This is a genomic window from Haloterrigena gelatinilytica (genome assembly GCF_013342145.1).
GTDB lineage: Archaea > Halobacteriota > Halobacteria > Halobacteriales > Natrialbaceae > Haloterrigena > Haloterrigena gelatinilytica.
Window position 1 is genome coordinate 3620746 of record NZ_JABUQZ010000001.1, and the last position, 16044, is coordinate 3636789.

Genomic DNA, 16044 nt, shown 5'->3' on the forward strand with positions numbered 1-16044 from the left:
GTTAGTCGTTGATCCGCGGGTCGAGGGCGTCCTGTAAGCCGTCGCCGAACAGGTTGAAGCCCATGATGGTGATCATGATCGCGATTCCCGGCCAGATCGACAGCCAGACGTTCGAGTGCATGTAGCCGTGGGCGGTTCTGAGCATCGCGCCCCAGTCCGGCGTCGGCGGCTGGGCGCCGTAGCCGAGGAAGGAGAGTCCGGCGACGATGAGGATCGTCACGCCGATCTGCAGCGTCGCGTACACCAGCACCGGCGCGAAGCTGTTCGGAATGACGTGCCGGAGAATGATGTTGCGATCCTTGACCCCCGCCGCCCGCGCCGCCTCGATGTAGTCCATCTCGCGGATGCTCAGGACCCGGCTCCGGATGATGCGGGCGAACACCGGCACGAACGTGATCCCGACGCCCAGCACCGCGTACCAGATGTTCGCCCCGCCGACGAAGACGGTGAAGACGATGATGAGGATCAGCGGCGGGATCGAGTAGACCGTCTCGACGGCCCGCATCAGGACGTCGTCGATGCGGCCGCCGTAGTAGCCGGCGGTGGCGCCGATGAGCGTCCCGCCGAGCAGTCCGATAAAGGCCGAGATCAGCCCGACGAATACCGACACCTGGGTGCCGTAGACGATTCTCGTGAAGTAGTCCCGACCGGCACGGTCCGTTCCGAGCGGGTGCTCGAGGGTGCCGCCCGCCGGCAGCGGATTCCACGACTGCTCCGCGAGCGGGAAGTACGGCGGGACGTGCGCCTGGCCTTCGCCCGGCGGCGGGATGCGGGTCGGGTGGTCGAAGATCGGTAACAGCTGCGCGAACCGATAGTTCGACACGTGCCCGAACGTGAGTCGCGAGAGGTTGCTGTCGATCAGTGCGTACACCGCGACGAACAGCACGAAGGCGACGATGTACAGCCCCCAGCGGGCCGTCGTGTCCCGCTTGACCTGCGCGACGGTGTACCGCCAGCCGACGCGGGCCTCGACTTCCTCGTCGTCCTCCGGGACCGATTCCGAGCCGCTTTCGATCTGTGATTCGCCGACTGCCATGTTTAGTCACTCTCTCCGTAGGTAACGCGCGGGTCGACGTACGCGTAGGAAATGTCGGTGATGATGACGCCCATCACGAACAGGAACCCGAGCATCATCGTGATCCCCATCACGAGCTGGTAGTCGTTCTGGGCGATCGCGTCGACGAACAGCCGACCCATGCCGTTGATGTTGAACACCGTTTCGACCAGCACCGCGCCGCCGATCGCCGTCGATAGGTTCAGCCCGACGATCGTGATGATCGGCAGTTGGGCGACGTTGAAGGCGTGCTTTCGCAGGATCGTCCGCTCGGGCACGCCGTAGGCGCGGGCCAGTTTGACGTACTCGCCCTGCAGCGACTCGATCATCTGGGTGCGCTCGACGCGCATGATCGTCGCCATCTGGAGGGTTCCCAGCGCGATCATCGGCAACAGCAAGTGCCTGATCGTCTCGTAGTACAGTTCCGGGTAGCTGCTGATTCCCCGAACGGAATCTGGCGATCGCCAGGGGTAGACGAGCCCGCTCGAGGGGAACCAGCCGAGTTTGACCGCGAAGATCAGGATCAGGACGATCCCGATCCAGAACGACGGCGTGCTGACGCCGAAGAGGGCGACGATCCGCGAGACGTGATCGGTCGGTTCGTTGCGCTTGTTCGCGGCGATGATGCCGAGGGGGATCGCCGTCACGAGCGCGAACACGTACGCGGAGAGGACCAGCAGCAGGGTCGGCCCGATCCGCTCCAGCATCAGGTCCGCGACCGGCCGCCGGTAGTGGATGCTCCGGCCGAAGTCGCCCTGTAACAGCCCGGCCATGTACGTCACGTACCGCTCGTGTAACGGCTTGTCCAGTCCGTACCGCTGTTCGATCGCTCTGACCTGTGCTTCGGTGTGCTCCTGTCCCTGGAGCATGAGGCTGACGGGATCGCCCGGGCCCAGGTTCGCCAGCAGGAACGTGATGACGGAGATCCCGATCAGGACGGGGATCGCCTGTAGGAGCCTGTATATCGTGTATTTGAGTAGTTTCATTGGTCCGCGAGTCGGTCGATGTTCTCGTCGTTACACCGCTTCCGGCGGTCGCGCGGACCGCCGGGGGTCGGTCGACGGCTCCGAACGCGGCGTTCGGGCCGGCGCGCTCACTCGATCGAGACGTTCGCGTAGTCCGAGGCGAGGGTCGGGTTGTACGTGGAGTCCGGGTGGGCCTGCAGCTCCTGCACGTAGTCCCGCGAGGCCATCGTGTTGTCCTGCGTGAACGCGGGCAGCGCCGGCAACTGCTCGACGATCTCCCGGATGATCGGTTCGTAGATCTCGTAGCGTTCCTCCTGATCGGCCATGTTTCGCGCCTGCGCCAACCCCTCGTGGAAGCCGTCGCTGCCCTCGTAGAAGTGGCCCTGATTGAGCTCTTCTTGGCTCTCGTGGAACAGCGAGTAGAGGTAGAAGTCCGGATCGGGACCCCCGCTCCACCCCAGCAGGTATATATTGTAGTCGTCCGCGTTGCCCGTGGTATAGGTGTCCACGAGCGTCGAGAAGTCGAGCTGCTGGACGTCGGCCCCGTAGCCGATCTCGTCGAGCCGCGTGGCGATCCGTTCGGCCAGTTGCGCGCGGATCCCCTCCGGCGTAATGATCGTCGGCTCGAAGTCGTCGGGCGCGTGTTCGTCTAACAGCGACTGGGCTTCGTCGGGATCGTACCCCGGAAGGAGCTCCTGATACTCGTCTTCGGGGAATCCCCAGACCTCGTTGACGACCGGCGGAATCGGGCTGTACATCGGCGAGGTCACGTTCGCTGCGTTTGACTCGATGAAGTCCTGCATCGAGAACGAGTGGGCGATCGCCCGGCGGACCTCGGGGCTGGTCGTGGGACCCTCGTTGCAGTTGAACGCCATGTACATGTACGTGGCACTCTCCGCCGAGTGGAGGTTCACGCCCTGCTCGTTCTCGAGGACGTCCCAGTCGTCGTTCGGAACGCCCGCGATCACGTCGGTGTTTTCGGCCCGGATGTCCGAGACCCGCCCCGCCGGGTCGTCGTGGGCCACGAAGCGGACCCGCTCTAAGTTCGGGTCCAGATCGTCCCAGTAGTCGTCCCACCGCGCGATCTCGACGTAATCGCCCTCGAGTTCCTCGAACGTGAACGGCCCGCTCCCCACCGGATCCCTGTTGAACGCCTCGGGATCCTCGGAGCGGACGCTTTCGGGAACCACCGAGACGCCCATCGTCTGGAGTTCGAACGGGCCGTACGGTTCCTCGCCGAGGTCGACCTGCAGCTGGTAGTCGTCGATGACCTCGGTGCTCTCGATCATGTCGTACTCGGCGGCGTTCTCCGTCTCCTCCTCGACGGGGGCGGTAAACGAGTAGGCGACGTCCGAGGCGGTCACGTCGTCGCCGTTGTGGAACTCGGCCGCCTCCTCGATCTCGAAGATATAGCGCGTCCCCTCGCGCTCGACGGTCGGCTCGCCCGTCGCGAGTTTGGGCTGGAGCTCGAGGTCCTCGCCGAACTCGTAGAGCCCGTCGAAGACGTGGTTGATCACCTGGAAGCTGTAGACGTCGTTCGAAACGACGGGATCGAACTGATCCTCCCGCGATTGCTCTTGCGTGAAATGGAAGGCGTCGCCGTCGCCGCCGCCACCACCGATGCACCCTGCGACCGCCGCCGCGGAGACGGCAGCACCCGAGGCGAGGAGCTGCCGTCGAGTTACTGCTGAGCTTCGTTGCACCATAGCACATGATATGCTATCACGAACCAAATATAGTTTTTGCCGTATCATATACCACCACGGAAAATAATATCCAATAGTATATGGAAATAATAGTATCATTCGAATGTCTGGGTGATATGGGCGATTATTGGACATGCAAGCATCATAGTGTTCAGAAGCCTTCGATACCGTGTGCAACCGTCACTATCTCGTCATTGTCGTCGTCAATCTCCCGTGGGAATGGTGACCCCTGCTGGCGACTCGGCGGGGACCACGCCTCGGTAGCCAACCGGAGAGCTTTTTCTATCGGCCGATACAGATGTGGGATATGAACTACCGCACCGTCGAGACGACGGACGAGTACGTCGCTCGCCTCGAGCACGGCGGCGACTGGCGGGCCGAGATCGAGTCGCTCGCGGACGAGGTCGACGCCGACGCGGCCTGGTTTACCGCCCTCGGCGCGGTGCAGGACGCGGAACTCTGGTTCTACGACCAGGACGAGTGCGAGTACTACCCGATCGAGTTCGACGAGCCGCTCGAGGTCGCCAGCTGCGTCGGGAACGTCTCGTGGCTGGACGACGACCGATTCGCACACACCCACGCCGTCCTCTCGGACGACGAGGGGACGACGTATTCCGGGCACCTGAACGAGGCGACGGTCTGGGCCGGCGAGGTCTACATGCGCGTCTTCGCGGACGGCCTCGAGCGCGAACACGACGAAACCACCGATCTGGACCTGTGGCTCTGACATGCGCGAGGTAGACGAACGGTACTTCGAGCGCCTCGAGTCCCGGTTGGACGAGGCCTTCGACGTCGCCGAGCGGGCCAAGGAACGCGGCGCCGACCCGAAACCCGAGGTCGAGATTCCGACCGCGCGGGACATGGCCGACCGCGTCGAGAACATCCTCGGAATCGACGGCGTCGCCGAGCGCGTCCGCGAACTCGAGGGGGAGATGAGCCGCGAGGAGGCGGCTCTCGAACTCGCCGAGGACTTCGCCGAGGGTCGGGTCGGCGACTACGAGTCAAAGGCCGGGAAGGTCGAGGGCGCGGTCCGCACCGCGGTCGCCCTGCTGACAGAAGGGGTCGTCGCGGCGCCCATCGAGGGGATCGACAAGGTCGAGATCTTAGAGAACGACGACGGCACGGAGTTCGTCAACGTCTACTACGCCGGCCCGATCCGGTCGGCTGGCGGGACCGCGCAGGCCCTCTCGGTCCTCGTGGCCGACTACACCCGCGCGCTCGTCGGTATCGAGCAGTTCAACGCGCGCGACGAGGAGATCGAGCGCTACGCCGAGGAGATCGCCCTCTACGACAAGGAGACCGGCCTCCAGTACACGCCCAAGGACAAGGAGACGAAGTTCATCGCGAAGCACATGCCGATCATGCTGGACGGCGAGGCCACCGGCGACGAGGAGGTCTCCGGCTTCCGCGACTTAGAGCGGGTCGACACCAACAGCGCCCGCGGCGGGATGTGTCTGGTCATGGCCGAGGGGATCGCGCTCAAGGCGCCGAAGATCCAGCGTTACACCCGCAACCTGGACGAGATCGACTGGCCGTGGCTTCAGGACCTGATCGACGGCACCTACTACGAGGACGCGGCCGACGAGGGGGACGGCGAGGACGACGCCGACGAGGACGAGGCCGCCGACGCCGAGAGCGAGGGCGAGGGCGAGGCCCCCGCGGACGGCGATGACACCGACGAACCGCAGGGTCCCCCGCGCGTCGAGAAGTCCCAGAAGTTCCTCCGGGACCTGATCGCCGGCCGCCCCGTCTTCTCACACCCCTGCGCGGAAGGCGGGTTCCGACTGCGCTACGGTCGCGCGCGCAACCACGGCTTCGCGACCGCCGGCGTCCACCCCGCCGCGATGCACCTCGTCGACGACTTCCTCGCGACCGGCACCCAGATCAAGACCGAGCGCCCCGGCAAGGCGGCGGGGGTCGTCCCCGTCGACTCCATCGAGGGGCCGACGGTCAAACTCGCCAACGGCGACGTCCGCCGGATCGACGACCCCGAGGACGCCCTCGAGATCAGAAACGGCGTCGAGAAAATCCTCGATCTCGGGGAGTATCTGGTCAACTACGGCGAGTTCGTCGAGAACAACCACCCGCTCGCGCCGGCCTCCTACACCTACGAGTGGTGGATCCAGGACCTCGAGGCCGCGGGCGCGGACACGCAAGCGCTCGAGGACGACCCCCGAATCGACCTCGAGTTCCCCGACCCCGAGGAGGCGCTGGAGTGGGCCGTCGAGTACGACGCCCCCTTACACCCCGAGTACACCTATCTCTGGCACGACATCTCGGTCGACGCCTTCTGCGATCTCGCAGCGGCGGTCGCCGACGGCCGGATCGAGCGGGACGGCGACGGCAGCGTGAACGGGAACGGGGACGACAGCGTCCTCGTCCTCGAGTACTCCGACCCCGTCCGCGAGGCGCTCGAGCGGATCGTCATCGAACACCGTCAGCGACCGGACGAGAATCGACTCGAGGTCGACGACTGGCGGCCGTTCGTCCACACCGTCGGCTGCGAGCCCCGGCAGGCGGTCGCCGACGGTGCCGCGCTGGACCCTGATCCGGACCACGACGGCGACGGCGACGACCCCCAGGAGCCGACCATCGAACTCGAGCGCACCTGGACCGACGACGACCTCTCCGAGCGCGCCCGCACCTGGGGCCACGAATCCGAGGGCGACAACGCCATCGAGGCGGTCAACGAGGTCGCCCCCTTCCAGGTTCGCGAGCGCGCACCTACGCGAATCGGGAACCGCATGGGCCGCCCCGAAAAGTCCGAGAGCCGGGACCTGAGCCCGGCGGTCCACACCCTGTTCCCCATCGGCGAGGCCGGCGGCGCACAGCGCAACGTCGCCGACGCCGCCAAACACGCCGAGACGATGTCCGACACCCCCGGCGTCGTCGAACTCCAGGTCGGCCGCCAGCGCTGTCCCGACTGCGCGACGGAGACGTTCAAGAACCGCTGTCCCGACTGCGACGCGCGGACCGAACCCGACTACCGCTGTCCCGACTGCGACGAGTCCCTCGAACCCGACGACGCCGGCCGCGTCGAGTGCGACCGCTGTGAACGCGAGGGCACCTGCGTCGAGGTCCGCGAGATCGACGTCAACGACGAGTTCCGCTCGGCCCTCGAGTCCGTCGGGGAACGCGAGAACGCCTTCGAGATCCTCAAAGGCGTCAAGGGGCTGTCCTCGACGAACAAGATCCCCGAACCCATCGAGAAGGGGATCCTGCGCGCGAAACACGACGTCTCGGCGTTCAAGGACGGCACCGTCCGCTACGACATGACCGACCTCCCGGTCACGTCCGTCCGCGCCAGCGAACTCGACATCGACGTCGGCCAGCTGCAGGCGCTGGGCTACGAGGAGGACATCCACGGCGAGCCGCTGACCCACGAGGACCAGCTCGTGGAGCTGAAAGTCCAGGACATCGTCCTCTCGGACGGCGCCGCCGAACACATGCTCCAGACCGCCGACTTCATCGACGACCTGCTCGAGCAGTACTACGGCCTCGAGCCGTTCTACGAGTTCGAGGACCGGCAGGACCTCGTCGGCGAACTCGTCTTCGGGATGGCGCCCCACACGTCGGCGGCGACTGTCGGCAGAGTGATCGGTTTCACGAGCGCGGCGGTCGGATACGCGCATCCGTACTTTCACGCCGCGAAACGGCGCAACTGCGACGGTGACGAAGATTGCGTGATGCTGCTTCTTGACGGACTTCTTAACTTTAGCAAATCGTTCTTGCCGGATCAACGGGGGGGTAAGATGGACGCGCCCTTAGTCATGTCCTCGAGGATCGATCCCTCCGAGATCGACGACGAGGCTCACAACATGGACGTCGTCTCGCAGTACCCCCGCGAGTTCTTCCTCGCGACCCGCGAGCAGGCCGACCCCGAGGAGGTCGACGTCGAAATCGCCGAGGAGAACCTCGGCACCGACCTCGAGTACACCGGCTTCGAACACACCCACGACACCACCGACATCGCGATGGGGCCCGACCTCTCGGCGTACAAGACGCTGGGCTCGATGATGGACAAGATGGACGCCCAGCTCGAGCTCTCGCGGAAACTCGAGGCCGTCGACGAGACCGACGTCGCCGAGCGAGTCATCGAGTACCACTTCCTGCCGGACCTGATCGGGAACCTGCGCGCGTTCTCGCGACAGGAGACCCGCTGTCTCGACTGCGGCGAGAAGTTCCGCCGAATGCCCTTGACCGGGGACTGCCGGGAGTGTGGCGGCCGCGTCAACCTCACCGTCCACAAGGGCTCGGTCAACAAGTACATGCAGACGGCGATCCAGGTCGCCGACGAGTACGACTGCCGTGACTACACGAAACAGCGGTTAGAAGTCCTGGAGCGCTCGCTCGAGAGCATCTTCGAGAACGACAAGAACAAGCAGAGCGGGATCGAGGATTTCATGTAGGACCTTTTGCCCTGCGGTCTGTCGCGCTGACGGCAGCGTAGCTGCCACACAGCGCGACGTCCCTCGGCAAAAGCTCCACCAAAAGCACTCCTCCTTCCCCTCCATTCACTCCGTTCATTTCGAGTCAGTCGTCGGCCCGCTCGAGAGCGCCTGCGGCGCTCTCTCGCGGTCGTAACGGATGGAACGCCTGCCCTCCCCCGGATCGCACGGCTCTCGCGGTGCTCGAGCCGTGCTCCCGGCCATCGAAATTTGGTCGAACGTAGTCAGTCGCCGACTCGAGTAACCCCAGGCATCTCGGCCGGCGGATACTCGGGCGTCGGCGCACAGCGACGGTCCGGAAGCCAGTTCAGGAGACTCTCGTTGAACCGCTCGGGGCGCTCTCGGGGCGCCCAGTGGCCGCAGTTTTCGATCACGTCTAGCTCGGCCTCCGGAATCAGTTCCGCGGCCCGCACCGACCACTCGAGGGGGACCAACGGGTCCTCCTCGCCGTGGATCAGCAGCGTCGGGACGGACAGCGACTCGAGGTCGTCGACGAAGTTCGTCGCGACGCGACCGTCGAAGGAGAGTTCGTTCGACTGAAACTCCGTGAACGCCTGAATCGAGCCCGGTTCCATCAGCTTCTCCCGGGCGTCGTCGACGAATCCGTCGGAGAGAGCGCTCGAGTCGGCGACGAGGCTATCGAGGACCATCCTGACGCTATCGGTGGTGGCCCCGGCGGCGATTTTGCTCAACTCCGTCATCCCGGGGACCTGCGCCAGCAACTTCCACGGGAGCGCGTTGGACAGCCGCCCGCCCAGGCCGTAGCTGTCCACGAGCGCCAGTCGCTCGATCCGGTCGGGTCGCTCGAGGGCGTAGCCGAGCGCCGCGCCCCCGCCCATCGAGATCCCGACCAGCGAGACTTGCTCGTAGGGGAGCGACTCGAGGAACCCGTCGAGGACGTCGACGTAGGTTTCGATCGTGTGGGTGACCGAGCCGGTGCTGCGGCCGTACCCTGGCCAGTCGATCGCGTAGACGCGGTAGTCCTCGGAGAGGGCGTCGATGGCGTGGCGCCACGAGACCGTCGCGTCGTCGATCCCGGCGCCGTGACAGAGAACGACCGGCGGGCCGCTCGTCCCCGCGCGCCGGTAGGCGATCCGACAGTCACCGACGGTGGTAACGCCGGTTCCCGTCATACTCCCCTCCCCCTCGCGCTATCGTCGGCGCGGCTCGTCGACGGGACGACGGTCAGACAGCGATCGAACTGATGACCGAACGCGGGCGTCTGAAGCAACACGTCCGCCGAAGGTGCTCGACTGTTGTCGACCTTTTCCCTTGCAACGGTCGGTACCGCTCGGCCCCCCTCGCCGTCGGTACCGCACCGGCCGGCCGATCGCCGACCGCCGGACACCTCTACTGTGCGGGGGATTACCATACGATGGCTATCTAGATGGGAGGTGTATATCGTTTTCTATTACCGGGGAGAGTCCCTTCCACTGATTCCGTTTTCTCGCGTCTGGTTTACAGTTTCAGATGGCCGTCCGTGCCGCTCGCGGATCGGTTGTTCCCGGCCGGTCCCGGGCCTCGAGCGGCCGCTTGCATAATGCGCGCTGTGACTTTATTCGCGTTGCCGGCGTCCGTTCGTCCATGGTCGAAACTGGGGAGACTCCGGCGAAAGAAGGCGAGCAAGACGCCGTCGAGGAGGTTCTGGACCTCAACCTCGGGCAGGTCGTCTACGACGAGGACGGGAACAAACTCGGAACGGTTCGAGGCTTCGAGCGGAGCGGCTTCTTCGTCACCACGCGCGAGGGCGCCGAGGCGATGAGCGTCGAACACGCCCGTTCGGGTCACGAGTTCGGCGAGGCCCACCTGATGTGGCGCTGCATGGAGTGTGGCGAAATGGGCGAGATCGACGACGGACTGCCCGACGAGTGTCCGAACTGCAACACCGAGCGCGAGAACCTGATGTACTGGACCGAGGACTGAACGGCGCCCGCCGTCCGCGGCTTATTTTATATCGCGCATTAGGGTTTATCGTCTCGCACGACGTAGCTGTAGGCGGTGAGACGCCATGGCCGAAAAACAGCCGCGACTGGGGTTCGGAACGACGGTTTACACCGAGGACGGCGAGACGATCGGACGGATCCGCGGGTTCGACGAGGACGGACTCTACGTCACCCTGCGTGACGGAATCGAGGGGATGAGCGTCGAACACGTCCGCTCGGGACAGCAGTTCGGCGAGGCCGAACTGATGTGGCGCTGCTGGGAGTGCGGCGAAATGGGCCGACTCGACCGCGACATCCCCGACGAGTGCCCGTCGTGTGGCACCGAGCGAGAGAACCTCTACTACTGGACCGAGGACTGAGCGGGCCCGCAGACGGCAACCGTTTTCAGCCCGCTCGTTCCACCTCGAGCCATGGAGATCGTCGTCTTCGGGGCCGGAAGCCTCGGCAGTCTCGTCGGCGGGCTGCTCGCCCGCGAACACGACGTGACGCTCGTCGCCCGCGAGGCCCACGCTCGGGCCGTCCGCGAGTCGGGGTTGACGCCCGAGGGGGACGCGGCCGGCTTTCCGTTCACCGTGTCGCCAGCGGCGACGACCGACGGAACTGGACTCGAGGCGGATCTGGCCGTCGTGACGGTCAAATCGTTCGACACCGCGGCCGCCGCCGACGCGCTCGCGACGGGTTCGTTCGACGTCGTCTGCTCCCTGCAAAACGGCATGGGGAACGAGGAGACCCTCGCCGCGCGGCTCGAGGCCCCGATACTCGCGGCGACGGCGACCTACGGCGCGATTTTGCGCGAACCGGGCGTCGTGGCGTGTACCGGCGTCGGCGAGGTCATATTGGGGACTCGAGACGGCGGCTCCTCGACCGCCGCGGATCGAGCGGGCGAGGCGTTCGCGGCCGCGGGGATCGAGACGACCGTCGCCGACGACATGCCCCGTCGCCTCTGGGAGAAACTCGCCGTTAACGCCGGGATCAACCCCGTCACGGCGCTGACCCGGACAGAAAACGGGGCCGTCCTCGAGGCCGACGCGACCGAGCTTTCCCGCGCCGCCGCCCGCGAGACGGCGCGGGTCGCACGGGCCTGCGGCGTCGGGCTCTCGAACCGCGAGGCGCTCGCCGCACTCGAGTCCGTCGCGAGCGAGACGGCCGCGAACACGTCCTCGATGCACCAGGACGTCCGCGCCGAGCGGCGCACCGAGATCGACGCCATCAACGGCTACGTGGTCGATCGGGCGGCCGAGCAAGGGCTCGAGGTGCCGACGAATCGGCTCCTGACGTCGTTGGTGCAGACGTGGGAGCGCGGACGCGACCTTCGGTGACGGTCACGTTCGCTTCGAATCGTCGCGGGAACGCTAGTCGGACTCTCGCGAGTCCCGCTCCGCGCCGATCCACGTCTCTTTGACCTCCTCGAGCGAGTCCCCGATCTTCTGTCCCCGATGGCCGAAGATGTCCGCGGCCCCGCCCTCGGAAAAGAGGAGGGGCCGAAACGGCTCGTCGGCGGTCAGCTCCTCCCCGTCGACGGTCGCGTAGGCGGCCCCCTCGGGGACGCGCTCGAAGTTCTCGACGTGTACCTCGTAGGACGATCCGTCGGGCTTCGGCACGGACTCGCCCATGTGGTAGTAGTCGGGGTCGGCGTCGGGCGGCTCGCCGGGGAGCGCGTCTACCCGCTCGAGGAACGCGCGGGTCTGGCGTTCGGCGGTCGCGGCCACCTCTTCGGAGTTCTCGGCGGCGAGTTCGATCTCGACGCTGAAGCCACACGTCGTGATCGTGTGCTCGTTGACCCCCCAGTGATCGATGACGTGTGGCACGGGTAGCTCCGAGGCCAGTTCGAACTCGCGCTCCTGGGCGCTGTGGACGAGCGCGAACGGCGTGGGTTGGGCTTCGGTTCCGTGCAACGAGAGCGTCGTTCGACCCTCGACGAACTCGCAGAGGCGAGCGGCGATCCGTTCTTCGCGGTCGCCGTCCGGATCACCGGGGAACGCGCGGTTGAGATCCGAGTCGAGGTAGCGTTCGCCGGCCTCGATCGCGGCCGGGTTGGCGAGGACGAACGCGACGCCGCGTCGAAGTTCGAGGCCGGCCTCGCGCAGCCGACGTACCGCGCGAACGCCGCTCTTCTCGTCGCCGTGGACGCCGGCGACGACCACGATTTCGGGCTCTCCCGGTCCCCGGAGCGTCACGTCGAGCGGGCCGTAGTTCGTCTCCATACTCCTGTCGTGAACGAGTGGCGATCGAGTGATGAGCGATCTGCCGGCGTATCACGGCTCTCCGAAGCCGTTCCGTACGAGGTGACCGTCACGCCATCCGTTCTCTCCGCGAGCGGATCATCGACGACGAGGTGGAAATCGGAGAAGAACGACGCCGAGACGGAACCGTCGCGCTACGCACTCGAGTGGCTCTCCGTCGGGACCGAGCGATACGACCGGCTCTCGGCGGGTGAAATAGCGAAAAACTCGATTGGAACTACGCGGGACGACCGGCGGTTAGAACGGTGCTTCCGGTCCTTCGTCGGCGTCGCCGTCGTCGTCGACGGTTTCGCCGGGGAACGACGGGCTCATGCCGCCGCCACCGCCCATGTCGGCCTCGCCGCCGTCCATCCCGGTGTGGGCGTTGACCGTCTCGATCTCGGGGATCTCCTTGACCATCCGGCTCTTGATCGCCTGGATCGTCATCGGCGAAATCCCGCAGCCGCTGCAGGCGCCGCCGAGGGCGATGCTGACTTCGCCGCTCTCGCGGTCGATGTCCTGAATCGCTGCGCTGCCGCCGTGCATCTGGATCTGCGGGAAGTTGCGGCGGAGGAAGTTCGCGACGCGGTCCTCGAGGTCGTCCCCGTCGTTCTGGGATTCCGTGCTCATGAACCACCCTTGGATGTGGGTGCCCCTAAACCTTCCGTCATACCCGTTCGGCTGCCGACACTCGCGACGGCCGAATCGCGGTCCTCGAGTCGTCTGGTCCCGATCAGGCGAACCCGAACACCCGCTGCAGTTCGGTCTCGATTTCCTCGACGTGGCGCTCGAGAACCTCCTCGAACCGGTCCCGCTCGACCAGTACGCCCGTGAGTCGGTCGTAGGGGTCCTCGGGGAGCTCGACGCGGAACTCGCCGTCGCCCTCGTAGAAGGGTTCGCTCTCGTTTAACACCTGCTGGTCGATCGCGTGGACCAGCTCGGAGTCGTACCGGTCGTTCATCCGGTTGAACGCGTTCTTGTACGCCTGCTGGAGCTCGGGAAAGTAGTTGGCGTACTTGTCTTCGAATTGTTCGGGGTCGAAGTCGGCCATACCCGGAGGGACGGCGACCGGAGACAAAAGTCGGACGATCGGTCGGCCGCCGCCGTCTCGCGGTCTCGAGGCCACCTGAGACTGACAGCGAAATAACACAGTAGGGGATGCGGTATACGAACGATGCGTACGCAAGCCGAACCGACACTCCCGTTCCCGGTTCAGGGAGGCACATGCCTCCCGATCAGCCCCCCATCCCACGCGAGGCATTACCACCGGGATGGGGACCCCTCGACTGCTGTGACGACCGGTTCGAATACCGTCACAGCCAGCCCCCGCTCGAACTCGTCGCGGATCGCACCGCCGCCGATCGTTCGCATCCGGGACTCGGCCTCTGTCGGTGCTGGGAGCTTCGGTACCGGTACTTCCTCACCGACCAGACGATCACCGAGGTGATCGGCCGCGTGTCGACCCGCCGGGCCGCCGTCAAAGGCGCCCTCGCGTGTATGGAACGCGTCCACGACACCGTTTCGACGGGCGACGATCCCCTCGAGGTTCGGGACGTCCTCGAGAGCGTCCCCCTTCCGGATCTCGTCCCGGACGGCCTCTCGCAGTCGTCGCCGTAGTCCGCGCTCGGCGGGCGATCGCCTAGGCGCGCCGCGACAGATGCGCGCGAACCGTCCGCTGGCAGTCGCCGCAGATCCCGTACAGCCGCGCCGCGGTCGACAGCAGCGGGAACTGGACGGGGAGATCCGCGTAGATCGCCGCGACGAGTTCCCGGTAGTCGGCGGTCCCGCGGGGGTTCGTCTCCCCGGCGAACTGCCGCTGTCGCTCGTCGGTCAGCGTCTCGAGGCGGTCCCGATGAGTCTCGAGTCGGTCGTGTTTCTCGCGCAGGTCGTCGAACCCGCACTGGAGTAGCGATTCGTCGGCCGTCGCCCGAAGCCACCCCACGATCTCGTCGATTTCGTCGATCGCTTCCTCGAGCGTCCGTCGCTCGCGCTGCAGCGTTTCCTCGAGCAGCACCGTCTTCCGGCGCTGGGTCTCGACTTCCTCGAGAGCGGCTCGTTTGAGCGCCGGCGTCCAGTCGGCGTCGGCGGCCAGCGAGACCGCGATCTCCTCCGAGAGTTCGGTCGCCATCGTCTCGACGAGCGAGTCGTCGTCGGCCGCGATCGTGTGCGGTTCGACGGTCTCGACGAACGCTTCCCTGACGGTCTCACAGCGGTCGTCGGACGGCTGCGGAGTCGCGACCGCCGAGCCGACCGCCGTCGCCATCGCCTTCGGCGTCGCCGGCACGGTACCGGCCGCCCGCGCGGGTCCTGACGCCGTCGGCACGTCTCGAACCTCCCGCGCGAACGTCTCGAGGGCCGACGCGCGGTCGGCGACGTCGTCCCGTTCGTCCTCGAGACACGCCACCGCCCGGTGGACGACCGTCGAGTCCGTCACGGCTCGTCCTCCGTGAGACAGACGAGGCCGCCCGCAGCCTCGACGTCGCTGGTCACGACGAGTTCCCAGTCGCCCTCGCCCAGCGCGGTCACGTCGGTCACGCCCAGCGCCGCGGTCGCCTCGGACGTCCGGCGCAGGATGTCGATCCCGATCGGCAGCGTCGGAAACCGCCGGCCGTCGCAGTCGATGGCGTACCCGCGCAGGGAGACGCTCCAGGCGTCGATCTCCGGCCGCGGCTCGCGTACGACGTCGTACGCCCGCACCAGCGACAGCGAGTCGAGATACGCCAGACTCGCCTCGACGGGATCGGCCGCCGACGCGACCGACGGGAGATTCGCCGCCGCGTCCCGCAGCAGTCGGGTCCGTTCGTCGACGGTCAAGTGCGCCTCGAGTTCGGCCGCCATCGCCTCGAGCAACACCAGACAGAGCGTGTTCCGGTCGGTCGTGGCTTCGGCGGCGGCCAGATAGGTCTCCATGATCGCCGTCTCGGCCTCGTCGTGCTCGCTCCCCGAGAGGGCCTCGAACACGGCGCCGGAGACGTCGTGACAGAAACTGATCAGCGGATCGTCGGCCTCGCCGCCGTGACCGACGGGCTGTTGGGGGACGCGGTCCGTTCCCTCGTCGGGGCCGTCGGGCCCGTCGCCGACGTGCAGCGGCTGCTCTTGCCGGACGATGGGATCGTAGTAGGGCAACTGCGGATCGTACCGTCTGAGCGCCGCCCGGTACTGTTCGGTCGCTCGAGCCGCGTCGGCCGCGGCCGTACGGGTCGCGAACCGCTGGCCGGCGACGGGAACGGGTCGCTCGCCGGAGCGAGCGCAGACGACGTAGTAGTCGCCGTCGTCGCTGGCCAACCGTTCGATCTCGTGGCGAATCTCTCTGAGTGTCGTTCCGACCATGGTTTTCCTCCAGTCGCTCGGCGGATCGCAGGGCGGTCGTGCGGCGCCACGGCCCCGTTAGGGGCGGAATCGCCGCGTCGCGCCGATCGAGGTAGCGGGGACCGCCGTCGTTCTTTAGGCTTACCTAAACCAACATAAGTCCACCGGATTTTAGGGTGACCTAATCCTCTCGAGGCGAGTCGATCCGTCCGCCGAACTGCTGGAAACGAGTGATTGCCCGCCGTCACCGGGTTTAGCCCCTGATATCCGTCGTACCGCTCTACCCCGTCGCTTCGTCTGCAGGTCGTCATCCGGTCCGTCACGAGGCGTTCTCACCACGATAAATCTGATAATGCTATATTGAATTCGGATGTCGATCTCCCCTCGAGCGGCAACA

The 16044-nt window shown here is 66.2% G+C and carries 15 protein-coding genes; 6 read left to right on the top strand and 9 right to left on the bottom strand.

Annotated elements, in window-relative coordinates:
* Position 1: 1 nt before the first annotated feature.
* The 3 genes from HTZ84_RS17960 to HTZ84_RS17970 form a co-directional block, all read right to left on the bottom strand.
* Positions 2-1036, bottom strand: a complete 1035-nt coding sequence (locus HTZ84_RS17960) for an ABC transporter permease (RefSeq protein ID WP_174681934.1) — start codon at positions 1034-1036, stop codon at positions 2-4.
* A gap of 2 nt (positions 1037-1038) precedes the next feature.
* Positions 1039-2040 carry an ABC transporter permease gene (locus tag HTZ84_RS17965; protein ID WP_174681935.1) on the bottom strand — a complete coding sequence of 334 codons (1002 nt, stop codon included), beginning with the start codon at positions 2038-2040 and terminating at the stop codon, positions 1039-1041.
* A gap of 107 nt (positions 2041-2147) precedes the next feature.
* Positions 2148-3725: an ABC transporter substrate-binding protein gene (locus HTZ84_RS17970; protein WP_174681936.1), complete on the bottom strand. Its 1578-nt coding sequence runs from the start codon at positions 3723-3725 to the stop codon at positions 2148-2150.
* A 307-nt stretch (positions 3726-4032) separates the two neighbouring features.
* Here HTZ84_RS17970 and HTZ84_RS17975 point away from each other — a divergent pair, with 307 nt between their 5' ends.
* Together HTZ84_RS17975 and HTZ84_RS17980 are read left to right on the top strand one after the other, a co-directional pair.
* Positions 4033-4452, top strand: a complete 420-nt coding sequence (locus HTZ84_RS17975; RefSeq protein WP_174681937.1) for a PPC domain-containing DNA-binding protein — start codon at positions 4033-4035, stop codon at positions 4450-4452.
* Position 4453: 1 nt separating this feature from the next.
* Positions 4454-8134 carry a DNA polymerase II large subunit gene (locus HTZ84_RS17980; RefSeq protein WP_174681938.1) on the top strand — a complete coding sequence of 1227 codons (3681 nt, stop codon included), beginning with the start codon at positions 4454-4456 and terminating at the stop codon, positions 8132-8134.
* A gap of 263 nt (positions 8135-8397) precedes the next feature.
* Here the strand turns inward: HTZ84_RS17980 and HTZ84_RS17985 are convergent, their stop codons facing one another.
* Positions 8398-9306 carry an alpha/beta fold hydrolase gene (locus HTZ84_RS17985; protein WP_174681939.1) on the bottom strand — a complete coding sequence of 303 codons (909 nt, stop codon included), beginning with the start codon at positions 9304-9306 and terminating at the stop codon, positions 8398-8400.
* A gap of 451 nt (positions 9307-9757) precedes the next feature.
* On the opposite strand from HTZ84_RS17985, the gene HTZ84_RS17990 reads away from it, so the two are divergent.
* From HTZ84_RS17990 to HTZ84_RS18000, 3 genes are all read left to right on the top strand, one after another.
* The gene (locus tag HTZ84_RS17990; protein ID WP_174681940.1) at positions 9758-10096 is read left to right on the top strand and encodes a DUF7130 family rubredoxin-like protein; all 339 of its coding nucleotides are present in this window, start codon (positions 9758-9760) and stop codon (positions 10094-10096) included.
* An 85-nt stretch (positions 10097-10181) separates the two neighbouring features.
* Positions 10182-10475, top strand: a complete 294-nt coding sequence (locus HTZ84_RS17995) for a DUF7130 family rubredoxin-like protein (protein WP_126664141.1) — start codon at positions 10182-10184, stop codon at positions 10473-10475.
* 51 nt (positions 10476-10526) lie between these two features.
* Positions 10527-11435 carry a ketopantoate reductase family protein gene (locus tag HTZ84_RS18000; RefSeq protein ID WP_174681941.1) on the top strand — a complete coding sequence of 303 codons (909 nt, stop codon included), beginning with the start codon at positions 10527-10529 and terminating at the stop codon, positions 11433-11435.
* 33 nt (positions 11436-11468) lie between these two features.
* On the opposite strand, the gene HTZ84_RS18005 is transcribed toward HTZ84_RS18000, so the two are convergent.
* The 3 genes from HTZ84_RS18005 to HTZ84_RS18015 form a co-directional block, all read right to left on the bottom strand.
* Positions 11469-12320 (bottom strand): M14 family metallopeptidase, encoded by an 852-nt coding sequence (locus tag HTZ84_RS18005; RefSeq protein WP_174681942.1) that lies wholly within the window; start codon positions 12318-12320, stop codon positions 11469-11471.
* Between the two features lie 276 nt (positions 12321-12596).
* A complete protein-coding gene (locus tag HTZ84_RS18010) occupies positions 12597-12968 on the bottom strand; it encodes a NifU family protein (RefSeq protein WP_008893380.1) in 372 nt (123 codons plus the stop codon).
* A 103-nt stretch (positions 12969-13071) separates the two neighbouring features.
* Positions 13072-13389 (bottom strand): DUF5783 family protein, encoded by a 318-nt coding sequence (locus tag HTZ84_RS18015; protein WP_174681943.1) that lies wholly within the window; start codon positions 13387-13389, stop codon positions 13072-13074.
* A 173-nt stretch (positions 13390-13562) separates the two neighbouring features.
* Here HTZ84_RS18015 and HTZ84_RS18020 point away from each other — a divergent pair, with 173 nt between their 5' ends.
* Positions 13563-13955: a hypothetical protein gene (locus tag HTZ84_RS18020; RefSeq protein ID WP_174681944.1), complete on the top strand. Its 393-nt coding sequence runs from the start codon at positions 13563-13565 to the stop codon at positions 13953-13955.
* A gap of 22 nt (positions 13956-13977) precedes the next feature.
* Here the strand turns inward: HTZ84_RS18020 and HTZ84_RS18025 are convergent, their stop codons facing one another.
* Positions 13978-14772, bottom strand: coding sequence for a DUF7260 family protein (locus HTZ84_RS18025; RefSeq protein ID WP_174681945.1), 795 nt, complete (start codon positions 14770-14772; stop codon positions 13978-13980).
* Positions 14769-15668, bottom strand: a complete 900-nt coding sequence (locus tag HTZ84_RS18030) for a DUF7551 domain-containing protein (RefSeq protein ID WP_174681946.1) — start codon at positions 15666-15668, stop codon at positions 14769-14771. The genes HTZ84_RS18025 and HTZ84_RS18030 overlap by 4 nt, the downstream gene beginning before the upstream one ends.
* Between the last annotated feature and the right edge of the window lie 376 nt (positions 15669-16044).